Below are 19,331 nucleotides of genomic sequence, written 5' to 3'. Positions count from 1 at the left end.
GCCAGGGCATCGGGAGGCGGTATGAGATCCGGGCTAGCCTGGTGGGTGATCGTGATGATGGTCGTCAGCGGGTGGCTGGCGCTGCCGGCGGCGGCGGGCGCGCAGAACGTGGCCTTCGTCACCATGAACCGGATCCTCGAGGATTCGCCGCAGGCCGAGGAGGCGATGCGCGAACTGGAGCGCGAATTTTCCCCGCGTGACTCGGAACTCGTGGCGGAACGCGAGGAGCTGCAGCGCCTGCGGGACCGGCTGGAGCGCGACGGGGACCTGATGAATCCGTCGGAACGTGCCGACCTGGAACGCGAGTTTTCGCAGCGCTCGCGCGAGTTCCGGCGGGCCCAGGAGAGCTTCAGCGAGGACCTGAACGTGCGTCGCAACGAGGAGCTGGCCAAGCTCCAGCGGCGTATCAACGATGCCATCGTCGACCTCGCCCGCGAACGCGACATCGACCTGATCCTCACCGAGCGTAACGTGCTCTACGCCAGCGATCGCATCGATATTACGGACGACATCCTTGCCGCAATGCAGCGCGACTGACGGCGGGTATACCGCCCGCGAGCTGGCGGAAACCCTGGGCGGGCGGCTTGTCGGCGAGGGTGAGCGGCGGGTTGCGGGGCTGGCCCCGCTGGCCGCAGCCGGACCCGGGGATCTGACCTTCGTCACCGACCCCGACCGGCATGCCGAAGAAATCGAGAACTGTGCTGCGGGCGTGATCCTGGTGCCCGCAACCGCGGACCTGCCTGTGATTCCCGGGCGGCCCCTGATTGTGCTGCAGGATGTCTACCTGGGCTATGCACGTGCGAGTCAGTGCCTCGGCGCTCGCCGCCGCTTGCGGCCCGCGGGCGTACATCCGGGTGCGTTCGTCGATCCCGGTGCTTCGGTGGCGGCCGATGCAAGCGTCGCGGTTGGCGCCGTGATTGGTGCCGGGACGGTGATCGGCGCGGGGGCCGTGGTGTCCGCGCATTGTGTGGTCGGTGAGGGCGTCACCATCGGGGCCGGCACCTTCCTGTACCCGCGCGTGACGCTGCTCGATGGGGTGGAGGTCGGGGAACGGTGCATCCTGCACAGCGGCTGCGTGATCGGCGCCGACGGCTTCGGCTTCGCATCGGCCGGCGGCAACGGCTGGGAGAAGATCGAGCAGCTGGGCCGCGTCGTGATCGGCTCGAATGTGGAAATCGGGGCTAATACCACCATTGATCGCGGGGCGCTGCAGGCGACGCGCATCGGCACCGGTGTGAAGATCGACAACCTCGTTCATGTTGCCCATAACGTCGAGATTGGCGACCATACTGCCATTGCCGGCTGTGTGGGCATTGCGGGGAGTGCCCGTATCGGGGCCCATTGCGCGATCGGGGGCGGCGCCGGGATCCTGGGGCATCTTTCCATTGCGGATCACGTGACGATCCACGCGATGACGTTGGTTACGCGCTCCATCGACCGGGCGGGTCACTACGCGTCCGGGGTGCCGCATCAGGAGGCGCGGCTGTGGAATCGCATGCTGGCACGGCTGCGACGCCTGGCACGTTAGGGGGGACGATCCCGTCCCGGGAACAGCCGGTTCTGGCCCATGTACGGGCGAAGAACCGATCGAACGTCGTATCGCACGTCCGCGCAGCGGTCCGTATGCGGCATCTCAAGAATCAGAAAAAGGACACCGGCGTGGATGACTTTAACGTCCAGGAGATCATGCGCTACCTGCCGCATCGCTACCCGTTCCTCATGGTGGATCGGGTGCTGGAGTGGGAGGCGGGCAGCTATCTCACGGGGATCAAGAATGTCAGCATCAACGAGCCGTATTTTCAGGGCCATTTCCCGATCAAGCCGGTGATGCCGGGGGTCCTGATCCTCGAGGCCCTGGCCCAGGCGACCGGGCTCCTGGCATTCAAGACGGAAGAGGCGCGCAACGAGAATCAGGACAAGCAGCAGCTCTACCTGTTCGTCGGCATCGACGAGGCGCGTTTTCGGCGTCAGGTGGTGCCCGGCGATCAGCTTCACCTGCGGGTTGATCTCAAGCGTACGGTGCGCGGGATCTGGCGCTTCGATGCGGTAGCGAAGGTCGGCGAGGATGTCTGCGCCACCGCACAACTGATGTGTTCCGGCCAGGAAATTCCGGCGTGATTGATCCGCGGGCCGACGTCCATCCCAGTGCCGAGATCGACTCCTCGGTGGAGATCGGACCGTTCTCGGTGATCGGTGCCAACGTGAAGATCGGCGCCGGGACCCGGGTCGGGCCGCACGTGGTGATTAACGGGCCCACGGAGATCGGGCGCGACAACCGGATTTTCCAGTTCTCCTCGCTCGGGGAGGAGCCGCAGGACACCAGCTATCGCGGCGAGCCGACCCGGCTGGTGATCGGTGACCGCAACGTGATCCGCGAATCGGTGACGCTGCACCGGGGCACCGAGAAGGGGCTGGGCGAAACGGTGATCGGGCACGACAACCTGATCATGGCGTACGTGCACATCGCCCACGACTGCACCATTGGCAACAGCATCATCTTCTCCAACGCCACTTCGCTGGCCGGGCATGTGGAGATCCAGGATCACGCAACACTGGGGGGGTTCACCCTGGTGCATCAGTTCTGCCGGGTGGGGACCTATGCCTTTACCAGCATGGGGGCCGCCCTGAACCGCGACCTGCCGCCGTACTGCCTGGCGAGCGGAAACTACGCGCGTCTGATCGGGATCAACAAGGTGGGGCTCAAGCGCAATGGCTTTTCCAACGAGGCCATCCAGGCGCTCCATCGGGTATTCATTCAGGGCATGCGCGGCCGGGCCGGCCGCGAGAGCCACCTCGACACGATGTTCGAGGAGACCGATTTCCCCGAGGTGCGCAACCTGATCGGGTTCGTCCGTGGCAGCCGGCGCGGCATCCTGCGCGGCGGCCGCCCCCACTGACCTTTGCGCTCCAACTCCCTCGGTCATGGAACCACAGTGGACACGGAGTGCACGGAGAAGGGCAAAGGCGATTCACAGGAAGGTCGGAAGGGGCGAAGAAATTCCGATTCAGATGGTTTCAGTAAACGGGCCTTTCTGGCGGGCCGTTGCTGTAACCGCAAAGTGAATGGGCCATCACCGGTATGTGATCCGGGGGCGACCCATTCGTCATTTTGGGTCACAAAGCGACGTGGCGAACGTCGAGGGCGCCCCGTCTCACGGAACATAGTCGCGCTACGTTCGCAGCCACGCTCCCTCAGGAGCTCCCAGATGCCCCCGAGCCCACCGGCGCCTCACCCCTGTAACCCCTTCCTGCCTTCCCAGCTTCCTGTATACCGCCTTTGACCTTTCCCTTCTCCGTGCACTCCGTGTCCTCTGTGATTAAATCAGCGTCTCCCTAGTCAACAGATGGCCGTGCTGGAGGAGTTCCTGCGCCATTTCGGCGACGCGGCGGTCGGCCCCACCATCCCCCAGGCGTTCTCGCACGCGGGCCAGCCGTTCACGCATGGCCAACCGTTCCTCGGGGTGTGTGAGCAGGCTCATGGCATCCCGCGCGAGGCGCTCGGGGCTGGCATCTTCTTGCAGGTACTCGGGTACCAGGCGCTCGCCCCCGACGATATTGACCAGGGCGATGTTCTCGAGGCGAACGAGGCGCGAGAACACAGCATGGCTCACGGCCCCCATCCGGTAGAAGACCAGCATCGGGGCCTGGAGCAGTCCGGCCTCGAGCGTGGCTGTGCCGGAGGCAATCAGCAGGAGATCCGCCCCGGCCATCAGGGAATGGGTTTGCGCATCACCTCCCACGAACTGCAGGGGCAGGTCGTCCCAGGCCGCGAGCTCGGTCAAGCGATCGGTCGTTACCCCGGGTGCCATCGAAACCACGAACCGTACATCCGGATGCGCGGCATGGATGCGCCGGACCGTGTCTACGAGCATGGGCCAGTGGCGCTTCAGTTCGCCGCTCCGGCTGCCGGGCAACAGGCCAACCAGTCGCGTCTCGGGCAGCAGGTCCAGCGTTTCCCGAATCGGTGTTTGCGGCGGTTGCACCCGGTCCACCAACGGGTTGCCGACATAGCGCACCGGTACGCCGGCGGTCTCGTAGACCTCGGTCTCGAACGGGAACAGGACCGCCATGGCGTCGACGCAGCGGCGAATGCGCTTGATGCGCCCGGAGCGCCAGGCCCAAAGCTGCGGGCTGACGTAGAACAGCACACGAATCCCGAGGCGGCGGGCATGTGCCGCGAGGCGCAGGTTGAACTCCACGTAGTCGACCAGGACCAGCAGGTCCGGACGCTCGGTTTCGAGATGGCGGCTCATGCGCCGGAACAGCCGGCGCAGGCGCGGGTAGTTCACCAGCACATCGACCAGGCCGACCACCGCGAGCTCGGAGACGTCGATCAGCGTGTCGACGCCGGCGGCCCGCATCTGTGTCCCGCCCATGCCCGAGTAGCGCAGTCCGGGCTCGAGCGCGGAGAGCTCGTGGACCAGCCCCGCCCCGAGGGCGTCTCCCGAGCTTTCGCCGGCGCAGATCACCACATGCTGCGTCATTGCCGGAGCGGGGCTCCAGTCGGCGCGGGGCGGGGTGGCGTCATGCGAGGGCTTCGCGGATCTTCCCGCAGATCATGTCGATGGTCGCGTCCTCGAGTTCGGGGAACACGGGCAGCGACAGGCAGCGCGCGGCGATGTCTTCGGTGACGGGCAGCGATTCCGGGCGATTCTTCAGGTCGGCGAAGGCCTTCTGCTGGTGCAGGGGCACTGGGTAGTAGATCGCGCAGGCGACCTCGGCGGCCTTGAGGGCCTCCATGATGGTATCGCGGTGATCGGTCAGCAGCGTGTACTGATGGTAGACGTGGGTCCCGATACCGTCCTCGAAGGGCACCTCCACGGGCAGGCCGGCCAGGCCGTCGCGGTAGCGCGCGGCGACCCGGCGGCGCTCCGCGTTGTAGGTATCGATGTGCGGCAGCTTCACCCGAAGGATCGCGGCCTGCATCTCGTCCAGCCGGCTGTTGTAGCCGATCTCGTCGTGGTAGTAGCGCTCGCTGGAACCGTGATTGCGCAGACGGCGCAGGGCCTCGGCGGACGACGGGCAGCTGGTGGTGACCAGGCCGCCGTCGCCGAAGGCCCCGAGGTTCTTGCTGGGGAAGAACGAGAAGCAGCCGAAGGCATTGCCCGCACCGGTCTGCACGCCGTCGACCGTCGCGCCAAAGGACTGCGCACAGTCCTCCACGATCATCACCTTGTGCTTCTCGGCGATGGCCTGCAGGCGTGGCATGTCGGCTGGCTGGCCGAACAGGTGCACCGGCAGGATCGCCAGGGTGCGTTCGGTGATCGCAGCCTCTACCTGATCCGGATCGATGTTGAAGGTGCGCGGGTCGATGTCCACAAAGATCGGGTCGGCCCCGACGTAGCGGATGGCCTCGGCCGTGGCGATGAAGGTGAACGGGGTGGTGATGACCTCGTCACCCGGGCCGATCCCGGCCGCGGCCAGGGCCAGATGCAGGGCATCGGTGCCCGACGCGCAGGTGATCGCGTGCTCGACGCCGAGGTAGTCGGCCAGTTCCTGTTCCAGGGTCTGCACATTGGGGCCCAGGATGAAACGGGCGCCGGCCAGCACGTCCTGAAGGGCGGCATCGATTTCGGGGCGCAGGCTCTGGTACTGGCGCTGCAGGTCGACCATCGGGATCACGGCTTGACTCCTGTGGGGTTCGCATCGAGGTGGCTGTGCGGGCCGTCGGCCCGGCTCATGATGTTCAGGTTTTCATAGACCAGGTCGGTGATGCGGCTGGCCGTCTCCAGCGCGCGCTGGCCGTCGCGGCCGCTGACGACGACCGGACCCTGGCCGCGGACCGCGGCCACGAAAGCCTGGATCTCGGCGAGCAGGGCATCGGCCTCGTCGAACACACTCTCCTCGCGATGGATGGCCGGGGCGCCGGTCTCCGGATCGGGGTCACCGATATGGTTCAGCGACAGGATGCGATTCTGGAAGTCGACGGATGCGTAGGCATGCGACTGGAAGATGCGCATGCGGCGCTCGGACTTGGTGCTGATGCGGCTGGAGGTGACATTGGCGACGCAGCCGTTCGCGAACTCCAGGCGGGCGTTGGCGATGTCGATGTCGCCGGTCAGCACCCGGGCACCGGAGGCGCGGATCTCGGTCAGCGGCGCGTCCACCAGCGACAGGATGATGTCGATGTCGTGGATCATCAGGTCCAGGACGACCGAGACATCGGTGGCGCGAGGCTTGTAGGGCGCCAGGCGATGGGACTCGATGAATCGGGGATGCAGCGGGCTCTCGGTCAGTCGGCGCAGGGCGGCATTGAAGCGTTCCAGATGCCCGACCTGGAGTACCACGCCCTGCTTCTCGGCGATCCGGTTCAGGGCCTCGGCCTGCTCCAGGGTCGCGGTGATGGGCTTCTCCACGAGCACGTGGCAGCCGGCCTCGAGGAAATCGCGGGCGATGTCGTAGTGAAGGGTGGTGGGGGCGGCGATGGAGACCGCATCGACCTGCCCGATCAGGGCGCGATGATCGGTCTCCGCGCGGCAGTCGTTGTCGGCCGCCACGCGTTGGGCGGTTTCGGGGTCGGCGTCGACCACGGCCACCAGCTCGGTATCCGGCAGCGCAGCGTACTTGGCGGCATGCCATCTGCCGAGGTGGCCCACGCCGATGGCGGCGCAGCGTAACGGGGATTGGGACATGGGTAGGCTCGGATCCGGAGGGGGTGTGCTAGGATTTTCGGCGCTATTGTAACGGATCCCCGGCGCGGCGCATGGTCGTGTTCGGATGATTGCCCGCAGTTCACCGTGGTGGAGACTCCATGACAGAGGCAGCGCAGCGCCACGTCGCCGGCGTGGACGAGGTCGGGCGCGGGCCGCTGGCCGGGCCGGTGGTCGCGGCGGCCGTGATTCTGCCGCAGGACTACGCCTGTCCCGGCCTGACCGACTCCAAAAAGCTGAGTGCCCGGCGCCGGGAGGCGCTGGACGTACAGATCCGCGCGGATGCACTGGCGTGGTCGTTGGGGCGGGCCGAGGCCGCGGAGATCGACACACTGAATATCCACCGCGCCACTCTGTTGGCGATGCAGCGAGCCGTGGCCGGTCTGGCCCTGGCACCCGCGCACCTGCTGGTCGATGGGCGCTTTACCCCCGAGGGGCCCTGGACGGCCGAGGCCATCGTCGGCGGGGACGGTTCGGTGGCGGCCATCAGTGCAGCCTCGATCATCGCGAAGGTGGCCCGCGACGGCTGGTTGCGTGAACTCCACGGCGACTACCCCGAGTACGGTTTTGATCGGCACTCGGGCTATCCGACGGTGGCCCATCGCGAGGCCCTGGAGCGCCTGGGTCCGTGTCCCCAGCACCGGCGCAGCTTCGGGCCCGTCGCGCGTGCCATCGCCGCGCGGGAGCAGGAGGCCGGGGCATGAGCGAAGCCCATCCCGGCTTCGTGCACCTGCGGGTGCATTCGGAGTACTCCCTGGTCGACGGCCTGGTGCGGCTGAAGCCGCTGGTGAAGGCGGTCGTCGATGGCGGCATGCCGGCCGTCGCGGTCACCGATCATTGCAACCTGTTCGGGCTGGTGAAGTTCTACCGCGCCGCGATCGCACAGGGCGTGCAGCCGATTATCGGGGCGGACGTGCTGGTACGCGATGCGCGCGCCGACGGCAGTCTGGCACGGATGACGCTGCTGGCGCAGAACGATCCCGGCTACCGCAACCTGACGCGGCTGATCTCGCGGGCCTGGCAGGAAGGCCAGGAGAAGGGGATCCCGCGGGTGGACTGTGCCTGGCTGGACGCGGCGGCCGAGGGCCTGATCGCGCTGTCGGGGGGCATTGACGGGCTGTTCGTGAACGGTTCAGGGACCGCCCGCGCCCTGCTGGCCGAGGATCTGGAACCCTGGATGCGGCGCTTCCCGGGGCGCTTCTATCTCGAACTGGTGCGCTCGGACCGGCCGGGCGAGGAGGCCTGGATCGAGCAGGCCCTGGCCGCGGCCGAGGCCTTCGACCTGCCGGTGGTGGCGACCAACGATGTCCGCTTCCTGCGTCCGGAAGATTTCGAGGCCCACGAGGCCCGGGTCTGCATTCACGACGGCGTGACCCTCGATGATCCGCGGCGGCCGCGGCGCTATTCGGAGGCGCAGTACCTGCGTTCGCCGGAGGAGATGGCGGAGCGGTTCGCGGATATTCCCGAGGCCCTGGCCAACAGCGTCGCGATCGCGCGGCGCTGTTCGGTCAGTCTGACGCTGGGCGAATCGGTGCTGCCGGACTTCCCGGTGCCCGAGGGGTACACGGTGGAGGATCACCTGCGCGAGACCTCGGCGAAGGGTCTGGCCGCCCGCCTGGAGCGCTTCTGCTTCGCGCCGCAGGAGGACTACGAGGCGCGGCTGCAGCGGGAACTGGACGTGATCTGCCAGATGGGGTTCCCCGGGTACTTCCTGATCGTGGCGGATTTCATCCAGTGGGCCAAGGACAACGGCATCCCGGTGGGCCCGGGGCGTGGCTCGGGCGCCGGCTCGCTGGTGGCCTATGCGCTGGGTATTACCGACCTGGATCCATTGCGTTACGAGCTTCTCTTCGAGCGGTTTCTGAATCCCGAACGCGTCTCCATGCCCGACTTCGATGTCGATTTCTGCATGGAGAAGCGCGACGACGTGATCGACTACGTCGCCGAACGCTACGGTCGCGACAAGGTGTCGCAGATCATCACCCACGGGACCATGGCCGCGAAGGCCGTGGTGCGCGATGTCGGGCGCGTGCTGGGCCATGGCTATGGCTTCGTCGACCGGATCGCCAAGCTGATCCCGTTCGAACTGGGCATGACCCTGCAAAAGGCCCTGACCGAGAGCGAGGATCTGAAGGCGCTGTACGACGAGGACGAGGAGGTCCGCGCGATCATCGACCTCGCGCAGAAGCTCGAGGGCCTGACCCGCAACGCCGGCAAGCATGCGGGCGGGGTGGTGATCGCACCCTCCGCGCTCACCGATTTCTCGCCACTGTACTGCGAAGACGACGGCGGGTCGCTGGTGACCCACTTCGACAAGGACGATGTCGAGGCGGTCGGCCTGGTCAAGTTCGACTTCCTCGGCCTGCGCACGCTCACCATCATCGACTGGGCGGTCGAGAACGTCCGCAAGATGGATGCCGAGGAGCGGGTCGACCTGGACGCGATCCCGCTGGATGATCCGGACACCTTCCGCCTGTTGAAGGATTACCAGACCACCGCGGTGTTCCAGCTGGAATCCGGCGGGATGAAGGATCTGATCAAGCGTCTGCAGCCCGACAGCTTCGAGGAGATCATCGCGCTGGTGGCGCTCTACCGGCCGGGGCCGCTGCAGTCGGGCATGGTGGACGACTTCATCGACCGCAAGCACGGTCGTGCCCAGGTCGAGTACCCGCATCCGGATCTGGAACCGATCCTGAAGCCGACCTACGGCGTCATCCTGTACCAGGAGCAGGTGATGCAGATTGCCCAGGTGCTGGGCAACTACACCCTGGGTGGCGCGGACCTGCTGCGGCGCGCGATGGGCAAGAAAAAGCCCGAGGAGATGGCCAAGCAGCGCGAGATATTCCTCGAGGGCGCACTCGGACGCGGGGTCGACGAAGGGGTCGCGACCTATATCTTCGATCTGATGGAGAAGTTCGCGGGCTACGGCTTCAACAAGTCGCACTCGGCGGCGTATGCCCTGGTCGCCTACCAGACGGCGTGGCTCAAGGCGCATTATCCGGCGCCCTTCATGGCGGCGGTGCTGTCCGCGGACATGGACAACACCGACAAGGTCGTCGGGCTGATCGAGGAATGCCGCAACATGGGGCTGGAAGTCCTGCCGCCGGACGTGAACCAGTCCGATTACCGCTTTACCTGTCGCGACGCGCAGACCGTCGTCTACGGCCTGGGGGCGATCAAGGGTGTGGGCGAGTCCGCGATTGATACGCTGCTGAAGGCGCGCGGGCAGGGCGGCGACTTCCACGGGCTGGTGGACCTGTGCCAGCGGGTGGACCTGGGCAAGCTGAACAAACGCGTGCTGGAGACGCTGGTGCGCGCCGGGGCCATGGACGGTCTGGGCGCGAACCGCGCGACGCTGCTGAACGATATCCCCATGGCCGTGGCGGCCGCGGAGCAAACGGAGCGCAACGCCAGCCTGGGGGTAGTCGATCTGTTCGGCGACCCGGCCGCGGCTGTCATCCCGGAGAGCGCCACCCTCGAGGAGATGGACGATGACGAACGCCTGCGGGGCGAGAAGGACACCCTGGGGCTCTATCTGACCGGCCACCCGGTGGAGCGCTATCGGGCGGAGCTGCTGCGCCTGACCGGGACCACCCTGCAGGCCCTGGAGGCCAAACTGGAGGATCGCCCCGACGAGACGCAGGGCCAGAAATGGCGCGGTAAGCAGGAGACCGTGCGCATTGCGGGCCTGATTGTCGGCGTGCGCGTGCGCAACACGCAGAGCGGGCGCATGGGGATCGTTACCCTGGATGACCGCAGCGGGCGGGCCGAGGTGGTGCTGTTCAACGACGACTTCACCCAGTACAAGGATCGCCTGGAGCCGGACGCGCTGCTGGTGGCGGAGGGTACCGTCACGCTGGACGACTATGCCGGGGGTACCCGCATGCGGGCGCGGGCCGTCTACAGCCTGGACGAGGCGCGCGCGCAGTGGGCGCGGGCGCTGCACCTGTGCCTGGAGGGCGTGGTGCCGGAACAGGTCGCCCACCTGCGAGGGCTGATGGAGGCGCATCGCGAGGGGCCCTGCCGTGTGCACATGTGCTACCGCCGGGATGGGCTGGAGGCCGATATCAGCCTGCCGGAGGGCTGGACGATCCGGCCGGACGAACGCCTGTTGCGCGGCATCCAGCAGTCGCTGGGGCCGGACTGCGAGGCGCAGGTGCTGTACGGTCGATAGACCGCTGCGCATCGGCACGGGAGCGGCGCGCGCCGCGATTGGTTACAATTCGCGTCTTTCGCTGGCCTCTACCAACAAGCCTTCGGGACTCTGCATGAATCCGGACTTTCTCGACTTCGAACAGCCCATTGCCGAACTGGAGGCGAAGATCGGCGATTTGCGCTATGTCGGCGACGACGCCGAGGTCAACATCCAGGAAGAGATCCAGCGCCTGGAGGACAAGTGCCGGTCGCTGACCGAGAGCATCTTCGCCAAGCTCACGCCGTGGCAAGTCGCGCAGATGTCGCGGCATCCGCGGCGTCCCTACACGCTGGACTACATCCCCGATCTGTTCGAGGAGTTCGAGGAGCTGCACGGGGACCGCGCGTTTGGCGACGACCCGGCGATCGTGGGCGGGGTGGCGCGTCTGGATGGTCGCCCGGTGATGCTCATCGGACATCAGAAGGGGCGCCAGACGCGGGACAAGGTGTACCGCAACTTCGGCATGCCGCGGCCGGAGGGGTATCGCAAGGCCCTGCGTCTGATGGAGATGGCGGAGCGCTTCCGCATGCCGGTGCTGACCTTCATCGATACCCCCGGCGCCTATCCGGGCGTCGGTGCGGAAGAGCGCGGGCAGAGCGAGGCCATCGCGCGCAACCTGCGGGTGATGGCGCGCCTGGATACGCCCATCATCGCCACGGTGATCGGCGAGGGCGGATCCGGCGGGGCGCTGGCCATCGGCGTCGGGGACGCCACGCTGATGCTGCAGTATTCGACGTATTCGGTCATCTCGCCCGAGGGCTGTGCCTCCATCCTCTGGAAGAGCGCGGAGAAGGCCTCGGAAGCGGCCGAGGCGCTGGGAATCACCTCCGAGCGCCTGAAGGAGCTGGGGCTGGTGGACCGGATCGTGCCGGAACCTCTGGGCGGTGCCCATCGCGACCCGGAGGCGATGTCGACGCGCCTGCGTACCGCGCTCCTGGAGACCCTGGACGGCCTCGAGGGACTGGATCCGGGCAAGCGTCTCGAGCGGCGCTATCGCCGCCTGATGGACTACGGTGCCTTCCAGGAAGCCGCTTCCTGAGCGGGGCGCCCCGGCGCCCGATCCCGTAGCCACCGCGCTGCGGGCATTTCTCGAACCCCCTCCTGCCCGCCGGCGGGTGCGCATTGCCTTCAGTGGCGGCCTGGACTCCACCGTCCTGCTGCACGCGGCGGTGCGTCTGGGTATTCCCGGTCTCGAGGCCATGCACGTGGACCACGGTCTGCGGGCCGACTCCGGGCGCCAGGCCGAGCATTGCCGTGCGGTGGCCCGGGCGCTGAACTGCCCGTTCCGGACCTGCAGGCTGGAACCCCTTGATCCGCGCCCGTCGGGGCTGGAGGCCGCCGCGCGCGAGGCGCGCTACATAGCATTGCGCGACGGGCTGGAGGAGACGGATATCCTCCTCGCCGCGCAGCACGCGGACGATCAGGCCGAGACCTTCCTGTTGGCGGCCCTGCGCGGCAGTGGACCCGACGGGTTGCGGGGGATGCGCCCACTGCGACGGGAAGGGGCCACCTGGCTGGGCCGGCCACTGCTGGACCTTCCCCGGGCGGCGCTGGTCGAGTATGCCCGGCGCGAGGGTCTCGACTGGTACGACGATCCGAGCAATCGCGATGCGCGCTTTGATCGCAATTTCCTGCGCCAGTCGGTCCTGCCGCTGTTGCGCGAACGCTTCGGGAGTGTGACCGGCCTGGCGCGGGCCGCCGGCTGGCAGCGGGAGGTCGCCGGTCAGCTGCGGACGCATTTCGCCGATCACATGGAGGCGGCACGGGACCCGGAGTCCGGTGGGCTGGACCTTGCTCACGTGCGCAGGCTGGATAACGGGTCCGCCCGCGGGCTGGTGCGGCACTGGCTGCAGGCACAGGGGCTGCGGCCGCCGGGTCACGCACGCCTGGGGGAATTCCTGCGCCAGGTGGTGGCGGACAACCCCGACGCCAGCCCGCGGGTGGAATGGGAAGACGGCTGGATGCGCCGCTACCGCGATCAGCTATGGGCCGGGCCGCGGCAGGAGGGGCGCGAAGGGCAGAAGCCTCCGCCCGATCAGGAGTGGCCCGCGGACCAGCCGGAACTGCGGCTCGCGGACGGGCGGCGCCTGACGCGTTCGGGCCTGCGGGAGCTCGGCGTCGCGCCCGATGCCCCCCTGACCGTTAGCTATCGCCGTGGGGGCGAGCGGGTCGCGACGCCGGCCGGCCACCGCCCGCTGAAGAAGCTGATGCAGGAGCGCGGGATCCCGCCCTGGGCGCGTCAGCGGATTCCGTTGTTGCGTCAGGCGGATGGCGTAATTGTCGCAGTCCTCTGGCCGGACCGAGCTAACGCGCGGAGTTGACGGAGCCGTCCGAATCGGACAATTCTTGGGCCGTCTTCATGGGTTTCGGGTGAGCGGCACGTGACAGGTTTCGCGGCACAGTGCGGGCGACGTACGGGCACGGCCTTGCTGGCGGCCGCGGCGTTTCTGGCGGCGCCGCTGGCAGCCGACACGTTGACGCTGACCACCGAGAGCTATCCACCCTTCAATTTCGAGACCGAATCCGGGGAGCTGGACGGGATCTCCATCCGCGTGATGGATCAGCTACTGGAGGCCGCGGGAGTGGACGCGGAGATCCGGCTGCTGCCCTGGAGCCGCGCCTATGCCGAGGCCCAGTCGGTCCCCGGTACCTGCGTCTTTTCAACGACGCGCACGCAGGAGCGCGAGGATCTTTTTACCTGGGTCGGGCCTCTGGTCGAGAACCAGTGGCATGCATTCGTGCTGGAGGGATCGGACGTAAATGCCTCGTCTCTGGCCGAACTGGAGCGTTACCGCGTGGGCGGCTATCGCGACGATGCCGTGGCCCTGCATGTCGAACGTCAGGGGATTCCGGTGGATACCGCCCCCAATGATCGGCTGAACGCGCGCAAGCTGGCGGCCAACCGCATCGATGTCTGGGTGAGCGGTGAGCACCTCGCGCCCTGGTATGCGCGCCTGGAAGGGATCGGGGAACTCGAATCCCTGTTCGCGTTCAACGATACGGTGATGTCGCTCGCCTGCCACCCGGAGACCGAGCGCGGGCCGCTGGACCGCATGCAGGAAGAGCTGGATGCGATGCGTGCCGACGGACGCTACGCGGCGATCGTCGAGGCCGTACTGAACAGCAATGGAGAGCGAGATGAGTGAGGCAGCCGAGGCGCAGGCGGCGTCATCGACCCTGATTGCCGAAGAGGTGCTGGGGTTTCAGCGCAACATGACCCGGCGCGGCATCATCTTTTCGTTCACCGGTTACATCTCCGAGGGCATCCTGAAGGCCCTGGGCGATGCGCTGCGCCAGAAGATCCGGCTCGAATCCACCGACACGAAGACCGTGAACCGGGTCTTTTCGGTCTTTGTCGAGCAGGTGCAGAACATCATCCGGTATTCGGCCGAACGCATCGAGCACGATGACGAGCCCCCCGTTGAGCTGAGTTCCGGGATGATCACGGTCGGTTCGGAGAACGGCCGCTTCTTCGTCATCTGCGGCAATGTCATCGGGCGCAAGGACGCCGACACCCTGGCGGCGCGCCTGCGCGAACTGGCCGCGATGGACAGCGACGAGCTGCGCCGCTTCTACAAGGAAAAACTGCGCGAGCCGCCGGACGAGGGCAGCAAGGGCGGCAGTATCGGCCTGATCGAGATCGCACGGCGGGCGAGCGAACCGATCCAGTTCGATTTTCAGCATATTTCCGATGCCCAATCCTACTTTGTCCTGAAGGCCTACATCTGATGGCAGTCGTCGAGACCATTGAACACGAGGCAACCGACCGGACCCCCGCGGTGCAGTTCGATTTCGCGGCCGGGCAGTACCGACTGTCGGGGGAGTCGTATCCGGAAGATGCGGCGAACTTCTACGGCCCACTGACCCAGGGGCTGCGCCAGGCAATCGAGGACCGCGCCAGCGACGAGGTGGAATTCACGGTGGAAATGATCTATTTCAATTCGTCCACCGCGAAGGCCCTGATGAACATGTTCCAGATCCTGGAAGACGGGGCGGAGGCCGGGCTGAAGGTCCGTATCAACTGGTGCTATCACGAGGATGACGAAACCATGGAGGAGTTCGGCGAGGATTTCTCCGAGGACTTCGAGCACGCCGACTACCGCATGTGTCCGCTGACATGACCGCCCCCTCTCGTGACGACTCCATGAACCCCTCCAGCCGGCCCCGCGACGGGCAAGAGATGGACGAGGGCCTGGCCGACTTTTCCCTGTTCGAGCAGGAAAAGGCCATCATGGAGCGCTCCGAGCAGATGCTGGAGGCGCTGGACGCGGTGGCCGACGGGGTGAAGGTGCTCGCCAAGGCCTATTCCGAGAGCTACCGCGCGCAGCGGCGCATGATGCGTATGAGTGATCGCATGCAGGCGGATCTCCAGGATGCCAACCGGCAGCTGCGCGAACAGGCCGAACACCTGGCCCAGCTCAACAACGCCCTGTCTGACGAGGTCCGCGAACGCGAGCGCCTGACGGCCGAGCTGGAGCGCCTGGCGCTGGAGGACGCCCTGACCGGCCTGTTCTCGCGCCGCCGCGTGATCGACTGTGTCGAGGGCATGGCCGACAGCGTGGGTGACGCGTCGCACTCGCTCGCGGTGATGATGCTGGATCTCGACGACTTCAAGACCCTCAACGATACCCATGGCCATGCCGCCGGGGACTTCGCGCTGGAAAGCTTCGCCGAGATCCTGCGCGGCGAACTGGGGGCGGAACAATACGCGGGGCGCATGGGCGGGGAGGAATTCCTCGTCGTGGCCGCGGACCTGGACGTCGAGGCCGCCCTGGCCCTGGCCGAAAGGATCCGCTCGGCGGTGGAGAACGCCCGCCTGCACTGGAAGGACGAGCCGCTGTCCCTGGCGGTGTCGATCGGGCTGGTGGTGACCACGAACCCCTGGCCGGATGCCGGCGAACTGGTCGCGCTCGCTGACGACCTGCTTTATCGCGCCAAGAACGAGGGGCGCAACCGTGTCATCGTGCAGACGCACGGCGACCACGGATGATGCCGGAGACCCGGCGCCGCAACCGGAGCCTCGTTGCCAAGCTGGCGGTCGCCACGCTGCTTGCTGCGCTTGCGCTCAGCCTCCTCAGTAGTGCCTACGTCATTGCCTCCGACTGGAATGCCTTCCGGGCCGAAACCCAGGCCCAGGTGGATCGTCTGCAGCGTCTGGTCGAGCCGCCCGCGGCGGAGGCCGCCTTCCAACTGAGCGCCGGTCAGGCCGATTCGCTGGTCCAGGGCCTGCTCGTCTTCGACGAGATCCGGCGGGTGGAGATCCTCGACGATTTTGGCAATACGCTGGCCGAGGACGAACGGGCGGCGGAGGCCGCGTCCGGGGACTGGGCGCAGTGGCTTTTTGGCGACCTGCGGGCACACGAGCTTGAACTAACGCATCCGGGAACCCGGGGCAACGTTCAGGGCGTGGGGCAGCTGCGCATGGAGCTGGACCCCGGTGTCCTGGGGCGGATCTTCGTGGCGCGCCTGCAGACCGGGGTCGTGACCAGCGTGACCCAGGCCGTGATCGTCTCGCTGGTGGTCGTGGTGCTGTTCTACTTCCTCATGCTGCGTCCGATGCTGAAGATCTCCCGCGCCGTGGCGGATACCGACCCGGACCAGCCAGCCCATTGGCCCATGCCCCGCCTGGGACATCACGAGAATGACGAGCTGGGGGCCCTGGGGCGCTCGCTGGACCGCTTGCTGCGCGCCTTCCAGGAGGGGCTGGATGCGCGCGACGGGGCCCGCGGGGAGCTGAAGGCGCTGAACGCCGATCTGGAGCGCCGTGTGGAGGAGCGAACCCGACAGCTGGAAGACGAAAAGGCCGAGACCGAACGGGCGATGGCTCAGGTGGACGAGGCCAACCGGGAACTGGAACGCAGTAACCGCCTGGTGGTGGAGAGCATTCGCTATGCCCGGCGCATCCAGACCGCGATGCTGCCGGACAAGCACGCCCTGGACGGACATCTGGACGAGGTGCAGATCTACTGGGAGCCGCTGCACCTGGTCGGCGGGGACTATTTCTGGGTCGAGGCCATCGACGGCCACAGCATCCTGGTGGTGGCGGACTGCACCGGGCATGGCGTCCCGGGGGCGTTCATCACGCTGGTGGTGGCGTCGGCGCTGGACCGCATCCTGCACGAACACCGTCTGCTGGAACCCTCCGCGATCCTGCGCGAGATGGACCGGCTGGTGCGTTCGCGGCTGCGTCAGGACGGTCAGGACTCGGATTCGGATGACGGGCTGGAGGCCGCGGTATGCGTCTATCGGCCGGAAGACCGGATGCTGGCCTTCGCCGGGGTCGGGCTGCCCCTGATGATCGAACGCGGTGGCGAGATCGAGGAAATCCGCGGCGTGCGCGGGGGGCTCGGCTACCGCAGCCTGGAGCCCGCGCAGCCGGTCGACCACGAGGTGCCGGTGGAGCCGGGAACCGAATTCTTCCTGATCACCGACGGTGCGCATGATCATGTCGGTGGCGAGCCGCCACGCTTGTTCGGGCGCCGTCGGCTGCGCCAGGTCCTGGCCGAGAAGAGTGGCCGCGATTTGTCCGCCAAGATCGACGCTGTCGTGCGGGTGCTGGAGGATTATCGCGACGGAGAACCCCGGCGCGACGACATGACCCTGGTGGCCTTCCGCCCGCTGGCACGGGGTTCCCGAAACGAGGTGTTGCCCCCGCCTTCCGATTGAGCAGGGGCGGGTGCTCTGGTACTCTTTCAGGCGTTTTCCGCCCACCCCGCGTGCCAGGTTCGCGCCGGGACGGGGCGCTTGTCAGCTCCCAGCCAGGTTTCCCGCATGACGCGTTTTGTTTTCATCACCGGAGGCGTGGTCTCGTCTCTGGGCAAAGGTATTGCATCCGCCTCGCTGGGGGCGATCCTCGAGGCCCGCGGGCTCAAGGTGACCCTGCTCAAGCTGGATCCGTACATCAACGTCGATCCGGGCACCATGAGCCCGTTTCAGCACGGCGAGGTCTTCGTCACCGACGACGGCGCCGAGACCGACCTGGACCTGGGGCATTACGAGCGCTTCGTGCGCATCCGTACCTCGCGGCGCAACAACTTCACCACCGGCCAGATCTACGAGAACGTGATCCGCAAGGAACGCCGCGGGGACTACCTCGGCGGTACCGTGCAGGTGATCCCGCATATCACGGACGAGATCAAGCGCTCCATCCACGAAGGGGCGGGCGATGCCGACATCGCGCTGATCGAGATCGGCGGTACCGTGGGCGACATCGAGTCCCTGCCGTTTCTCGAGGCGATCCGCCAGATGGGCGTGGAACTCGGCCACGAGAACGCCCTGTTCATGCACCTGACGCTGGTCCCGTATATCGAGGCCGCGGGCGAGATCAAGACCAAGCCGACCCAGCACTCGGTCAAGGAACTGCGTTCCATCGGGATCCAGCCGGATATCCTGCTGTGCCGCTCGACCCAGGCAATCCCGGACGGCGAGCGGCGCAAGATCGCGCTGTTCACCAACGTCGAGGAGAAGGCGGTCATCTCGGCGGTGGACGTGGACAACATCTACAAGATCCCGCTCTGGCTGCATTCGCAGAAGCTCGACGAGATCGTGCTGCGCAAGCTGCATATCGAGGCGCCGCAGGCGGACCTCTCGGACTGGAAACACGTGGTCAATGCCATGGAGTTCCCGGAGTCGGAGATCACCGTCGGCATGATCGGCAAGTACGTGGACCTGACCGAATCCTACAAGTCCGTGAACGAGGCCCTGACCCACGCCGGGGTACAGGTCGGCACCCGGGTCCGGATCCGCTATCTCGACTCGGAGAAACTGGAAGGCGCCGAGAACGAGGCCGCACGGGAACTCGAGGGCCTGGATGCCATCCTGGTGCCGGGCGGCTTCGGCGAGCGCGGCGTGGAGGGCAAGATCGCCGCGGTGCGCTACGCACGCGAACACGACGTGCCCTATCTAGGGATCTGCCTCGGCATGCAGGTCGCGGTGATCGAGTTCGCGCGCGATGTCGCGGGCCTGGAAGGCGCGCACAGCACCGAATTCGCGCCCGATACCCCGCATCCGGTGATCGCGCTCATTACCGAGTGGCAGGATCAGGAAGGCCGTATCGAGCGGCGCGATGCCGACAGCGACCTGGGCGGCACCATGCGCCTGGGGGCCCAGAGTGCCCGGTTGTCGTCCGGTTCGCGCATTGCCGAGGCCTATGGTCGCGAAAAGGTGGAAGAACGCCACCGCCATCGCTTCGAGTTCAACAACGCCTACCGCGAACGGCTGGAGGCGGCCGGGCTGCGCATCTCGGGCGTGTCGGAATCCGGCGAACTGGTGGAGGCCGTGGAACTCCCGGGGCATCCGTGGTTTGTCGGCTGCCAGTTCCACCCGGAGTTCACCTCCACGCCGCGCGATGGCCACCCGCTGTTCACCGGTTTTGTGCGTGCCGCCCGGGACTACCAGGAAGCGCGCGAACCCGAAACCACCACGGCGCTGACGGAATAGGGCGCCGATACACGATTTTTCGCGGCCGTGCCCGGAGGGTGGCGGCC

The 19,331-nt window shown here is 67.0% G+C and carries 17 protein-coding genes; 14 read left to right on the top strand and 3 right to left on the bottom strand.

The window, feature by feature from the left end; all coding sequences use genetic code 11:
* Positions 1–21 precede the first annotated feature (21 nt).
* The 4 genes from D103_RS0101560 (at position 22) to lpxA (ending at position 2,897) form a co-directional block, all read left to right on the top strand.
* A complete protein-coding gene (locus D103_RS0101560) occupies positions 22–537 on the top strand; it encodes an OmpH family outer membrane protein (RefSeq protein WP_026142999.1) in 516 nt (171 codons plus the stop codon).
* The gene (gene lpxD / locus D103_RS0101555; protein ID WP_018875558.1) at positions 515–1,528 is read left to right on the top strand and encodes a UDP-3-O-(3-hydroxymyristoyl)glucosamine N-acyltransferase; all 1,014 of its coding nucleotides are present in this window, start codon (positions 515–517) and stop codon (positions 1,526–1,528) included. Before D103_RS0101560 ends, lpxD begins: the two co-directional genes overlap by 23 nt.
* A 95-nt stretch (positions 1,529–1,623) precedes the next feature.
* On the top strand, positions 1,624–2,118 hold the full coding sequence (gene fabZ, locus D103_RS0101550) for a 3-hydroxyacyl-ACP dehydratase FabZ (RefSeq protein ID WP_018866985.1): 495 nt from the start codon (positions 1,624–1,626) through the stop codon (positions 2,116–2,118).
* Complete coding sequence (gene lpxA / locus D103_RS0101545) at positions 2,115–2,897, top strand: acyl-ACP--UDP-N-acetylglucosamine O-acyltransferase (protein WP_018875557.1); 783 nt, start codon at positions 2,115–2,117, stop codon at positions 2,895–2,897. Before fabZ ends, lpxA begins: the two co-directional genes overlap by 4 nt.
* A 420-nt stretch (positions 2,898–3,317) precedes the next feature.
* On the opposite strand, the gene lpxB is transcribed toward lpxA, so the two are convergent.
* From lpxB to D103_RS0101530, 3 genes are read right to left on the bottom strand one after another with little or no spacing between them, the layout of a single operon-like run.
* Positions 3,318–4,484 carry a lipid-A-disaccharide synthase gene (gene lpxB / locus D103_RS0101540; protein WP_018875556.1) on the bottom strand — a complete coding sequence of 389 codons (1,167 nt, stop codon included), beginning with the start codon at positions 4,482–4,484 and terminating at the stop codon, positions 3,318–3,320.
* A gap of 40 nt (positions 4,485–4,524) precedes the next feature.
* Positions 4,525–5,622, bottom strand: coding sequence for a DegT/DnrJ/EryC1/StrS aminotransferase family protein (locus tag D103_RS0101535; protein ID WP_018875555.1), 1,098 nt, complete (start codon positions 5,620–5,622; stop codon positions 4,525–4,527).
* The gene (locus tag D103_RS0101530) at positions 5,619–6,632 is read right to left on the bottom strand and encodes a Gfo/Idh/MocA family protein (protein WP_018866981.1); all 1,014 of its coding nucleotides are present in this window, start codon (positions 6,630–6,632) and stop codon (positions 5,619–5,621) included. Before D103_RS0101530 ends, D103_RS0101535 begins: the two co-directional genes overlap by 4 nt.
* Before the next feature lie 119 nt (positions 6,633–6,751).
* Here D103_RS0101530 and rnhB point away from each other — a divergent pair, with 119 nt between their 5' ends.
* The 10 genes from rnhB to D103_RS0101480 all read left to right on the top strand — a co-directional run bounded on the left by rnhB (position 6,752) and on the right by D103_RS0101480 (position 19,284).
* Positions 6,752–7,354 carry a ribonuclease HII gene (rnhB, locus tag D103_RS0101525; protein ID WP_018866980.1) on the top strand — a complete coding sequence of 201 codons (603 nt, stop codon included), beginning with the start codon at positions 6,752–6,754 and terminating at the stop codon, positions 7,352–7,354.
* On the top strand, positions 7,351–10,824 hold the full coding sequence (gene dnaE / locus D103_RS0101520) for a DNA polymerase III subunit alpha (protein ID WP_018875554.1): 3,474 nt from the start codon (positions 7,351–7,353) through the stop codon (positions 10,822–10,824). Before rnhB ends, dnaE begins: the two co-directional genes overlap by 4 nt.
* Positions 10,825–10,918: 94 nt before the next feature.
* Positions 10,919–11,884 (top strand): acetyl-CoA carboxylase carboxyltransferase subunit alpha, encoded by a 966-nt coding sequence (locus D103_RS0101515; protein ID WP_018875553.1) that lies wholly within the window; start codon positions 10,919–10,921, stop codon positions 11,882–11,884.
* A 76-nt stretch (positions 11,885–11,960) separates the two neighbouring features.
* Positions 11,961–13,166: a tRNA lysidine(34) synthetase TilS gene (gene tilS, locus D103_RS0101510; protein WP_018875552.1), complete on the top strand. Its 1,206-nt coding sequence runs from the start codon at positions 11,961–11,963 to the stop codon at positions 13,164–13,166.
* A gap of 105 nt (positions 13,167–13,271) precedes the next feature.
* Positions 13,272–13,991 (top strand): ABC transporter substrate-binding protein, encoded by a 720-nt coding sequence (locus D103_RS0101505; protein ID WP_018875551.1) that lies wholly within the window; start codon positions 13,272–13,274, stop codon positions 13,989–13,991.
* Entirely contained in the window at positions 13,984–14,574 is a 591-nt protein-coding gene (locus D103_RS0101500; RefSeq protein ID WP_019583900.1) for a SiaB family protein kinase, read from the top strand. The genes D103_RS0101505 and D103_RS0101500 overlap by 8 nt, the downstream gene beginning before the upstream one ends.
* Positions 14,574–14,966, top strand: a complete 393-nt coding sequence (locus D103_RS0101495) for a DUF1987 domain-containing protein (RefSeq protein ID WP_018875550.1) — start codon at positions 14,574–14,576, stop codon at positions 14,964–14,966. The genes D103_RS0101500 and D103_RS0101495 overlap by 1 nt, the downstream gene beginning before the upstream one ends.
* Before the next feature lie 59 nt (positions 14,967–15,025).
* Positions 15,026–15,835, top strand: coding sequence for a GGDEF domain-containing protein (locus D103_RS0101490; protein WP_018875549.1), 810 nt, complete (start codon positions 15,026–15,028; stop codon positions 15,833–15,835).
* The gene (locus D103_RS0101485; protein WP_018875548.1) at positions 15,835–17,511 is read left to right on the top strand and encodes a SpoIIE family protein phosphatase; all 1,677 of its coding nucleotides are present in this window, start codon (positions 15,835–15,837) and stop codon (positions 17,509–17,511) included. The genes D103_RS0101490 and D103_RS0101485 overlap by 1 nt, the downstream gene beginning before the upstream one ends.
* Before the next feature lie 105 nt (positions 17,512–17,616).
* Positions 17,617–19,284, top strand: coding sequence for a CTP synthase (locus D103_RS0101480; RefSeq protein ID WP_018875547.1), 1,668 nt, complete (start codon positions 17,617–17,619; stop codon positions 19,282–19,284).
* The last annotated feature ends 47 nt before the right edge of the window (positions 19,285–19,331 follow it).

Origin of the sequence: Thioalkalivibrio sp. ALE31 (assembly GCF_000377405.1) — a bacterium.
Lineage (GTDB): Bacteria > Pseudomonadota > Gammaproteobacteria > Ectothiorhodospirales > Ectothiorhodospiraceae > Thioalkalivibrio.
Note: the sequence above shows the minus strand (reverse complement) of the source record. Positions and strands in the feature narration are given on the sequence as shown.

Bases quoted from the DNA above. Each gene is read 5' to 3' on its own strand.
- D103_RS0101485 (WP_018875548.1), top strand. From the start codon at position 15,835: ATGCCGGAGACCCGGCGCCGCAACCGGAGCCTCGTTGCCAAGCTGGCG.
- D103_RS0101495 (WP_018875550.1), top strand. From the start codon at position 14,574: ATGGCAGTCGTCGAGACCATTGAACACGAGGCAACCGACCGGACCCCC.
- lpxB (WP_018875556.1), bottom strand. From the start codon at position 4,484: ATGACGCAGCATGTGGTGATCTGCGCCGGCGAAAGCTCGGGAGACGCC.
- D103_RS0101480 (WP_018875547.1), top strand. From the start codon at position 17,617: ATGACGCGTTTTGTTTTCATCACCGGAGGCGTGGTCTCGTCTCTGGGC.
- D103_RS0101515 (WP_018875553.1), top strand. From the start codon at position 10,919: ATGAATCCGGACTTTCTCGACTTCGAACAGCCCATTGCCGAACTGGAG.
- D103_RS0101500 (WP_019583900.1), top strand. From the start codon at position 13,984: ATGAGTGAGGCAGCCGAGGCGCAGGCGGCGTCATCGACCCTGATTGCC.
- fabZ (WP_018866985.1), top strand. From the start codon at position 1,624: ATGCGGCATCTCAAGAATCAGAAAAAGGACACCGGCGTGGATGACTTT.
- D103_RS0101490 (WP_018875549.1), top strand. From the start codon at position 15,026: ATGGACGAGGGCCTGGCCGACTTTTCCCTGTTCGAGCAGGAAAAGGCC.
- D103_RS0101560 (WP_026142999.1), top strand. From the start codon at position 22: ATGAGATCCGGGCTAGCCTGGTGGGTGATCGTGATGATGGTCGTCAGC.
- D103_RS0101530 (WP_018866981.1), bottom strand. From the start codon at position 6,632: ATGTCCCAATCCCCGTTACGCTGCGCCGCCATCGGCGTGGGCCACCTC.
- rnhB (WP_018866980.1), top strand. From the start codon at position 6,752: ATGACAGAGGCAGCGCAGCGCCACGTCGCCGGCGTGGACGAGGTCGGG.
- dnaE (WP_018875554.1), top strand. From the start codon at position 7,351: ATGAGCGAAGCCCATCCCGGCTTCGTGCACCTGCGGGTGCATTCGGAG.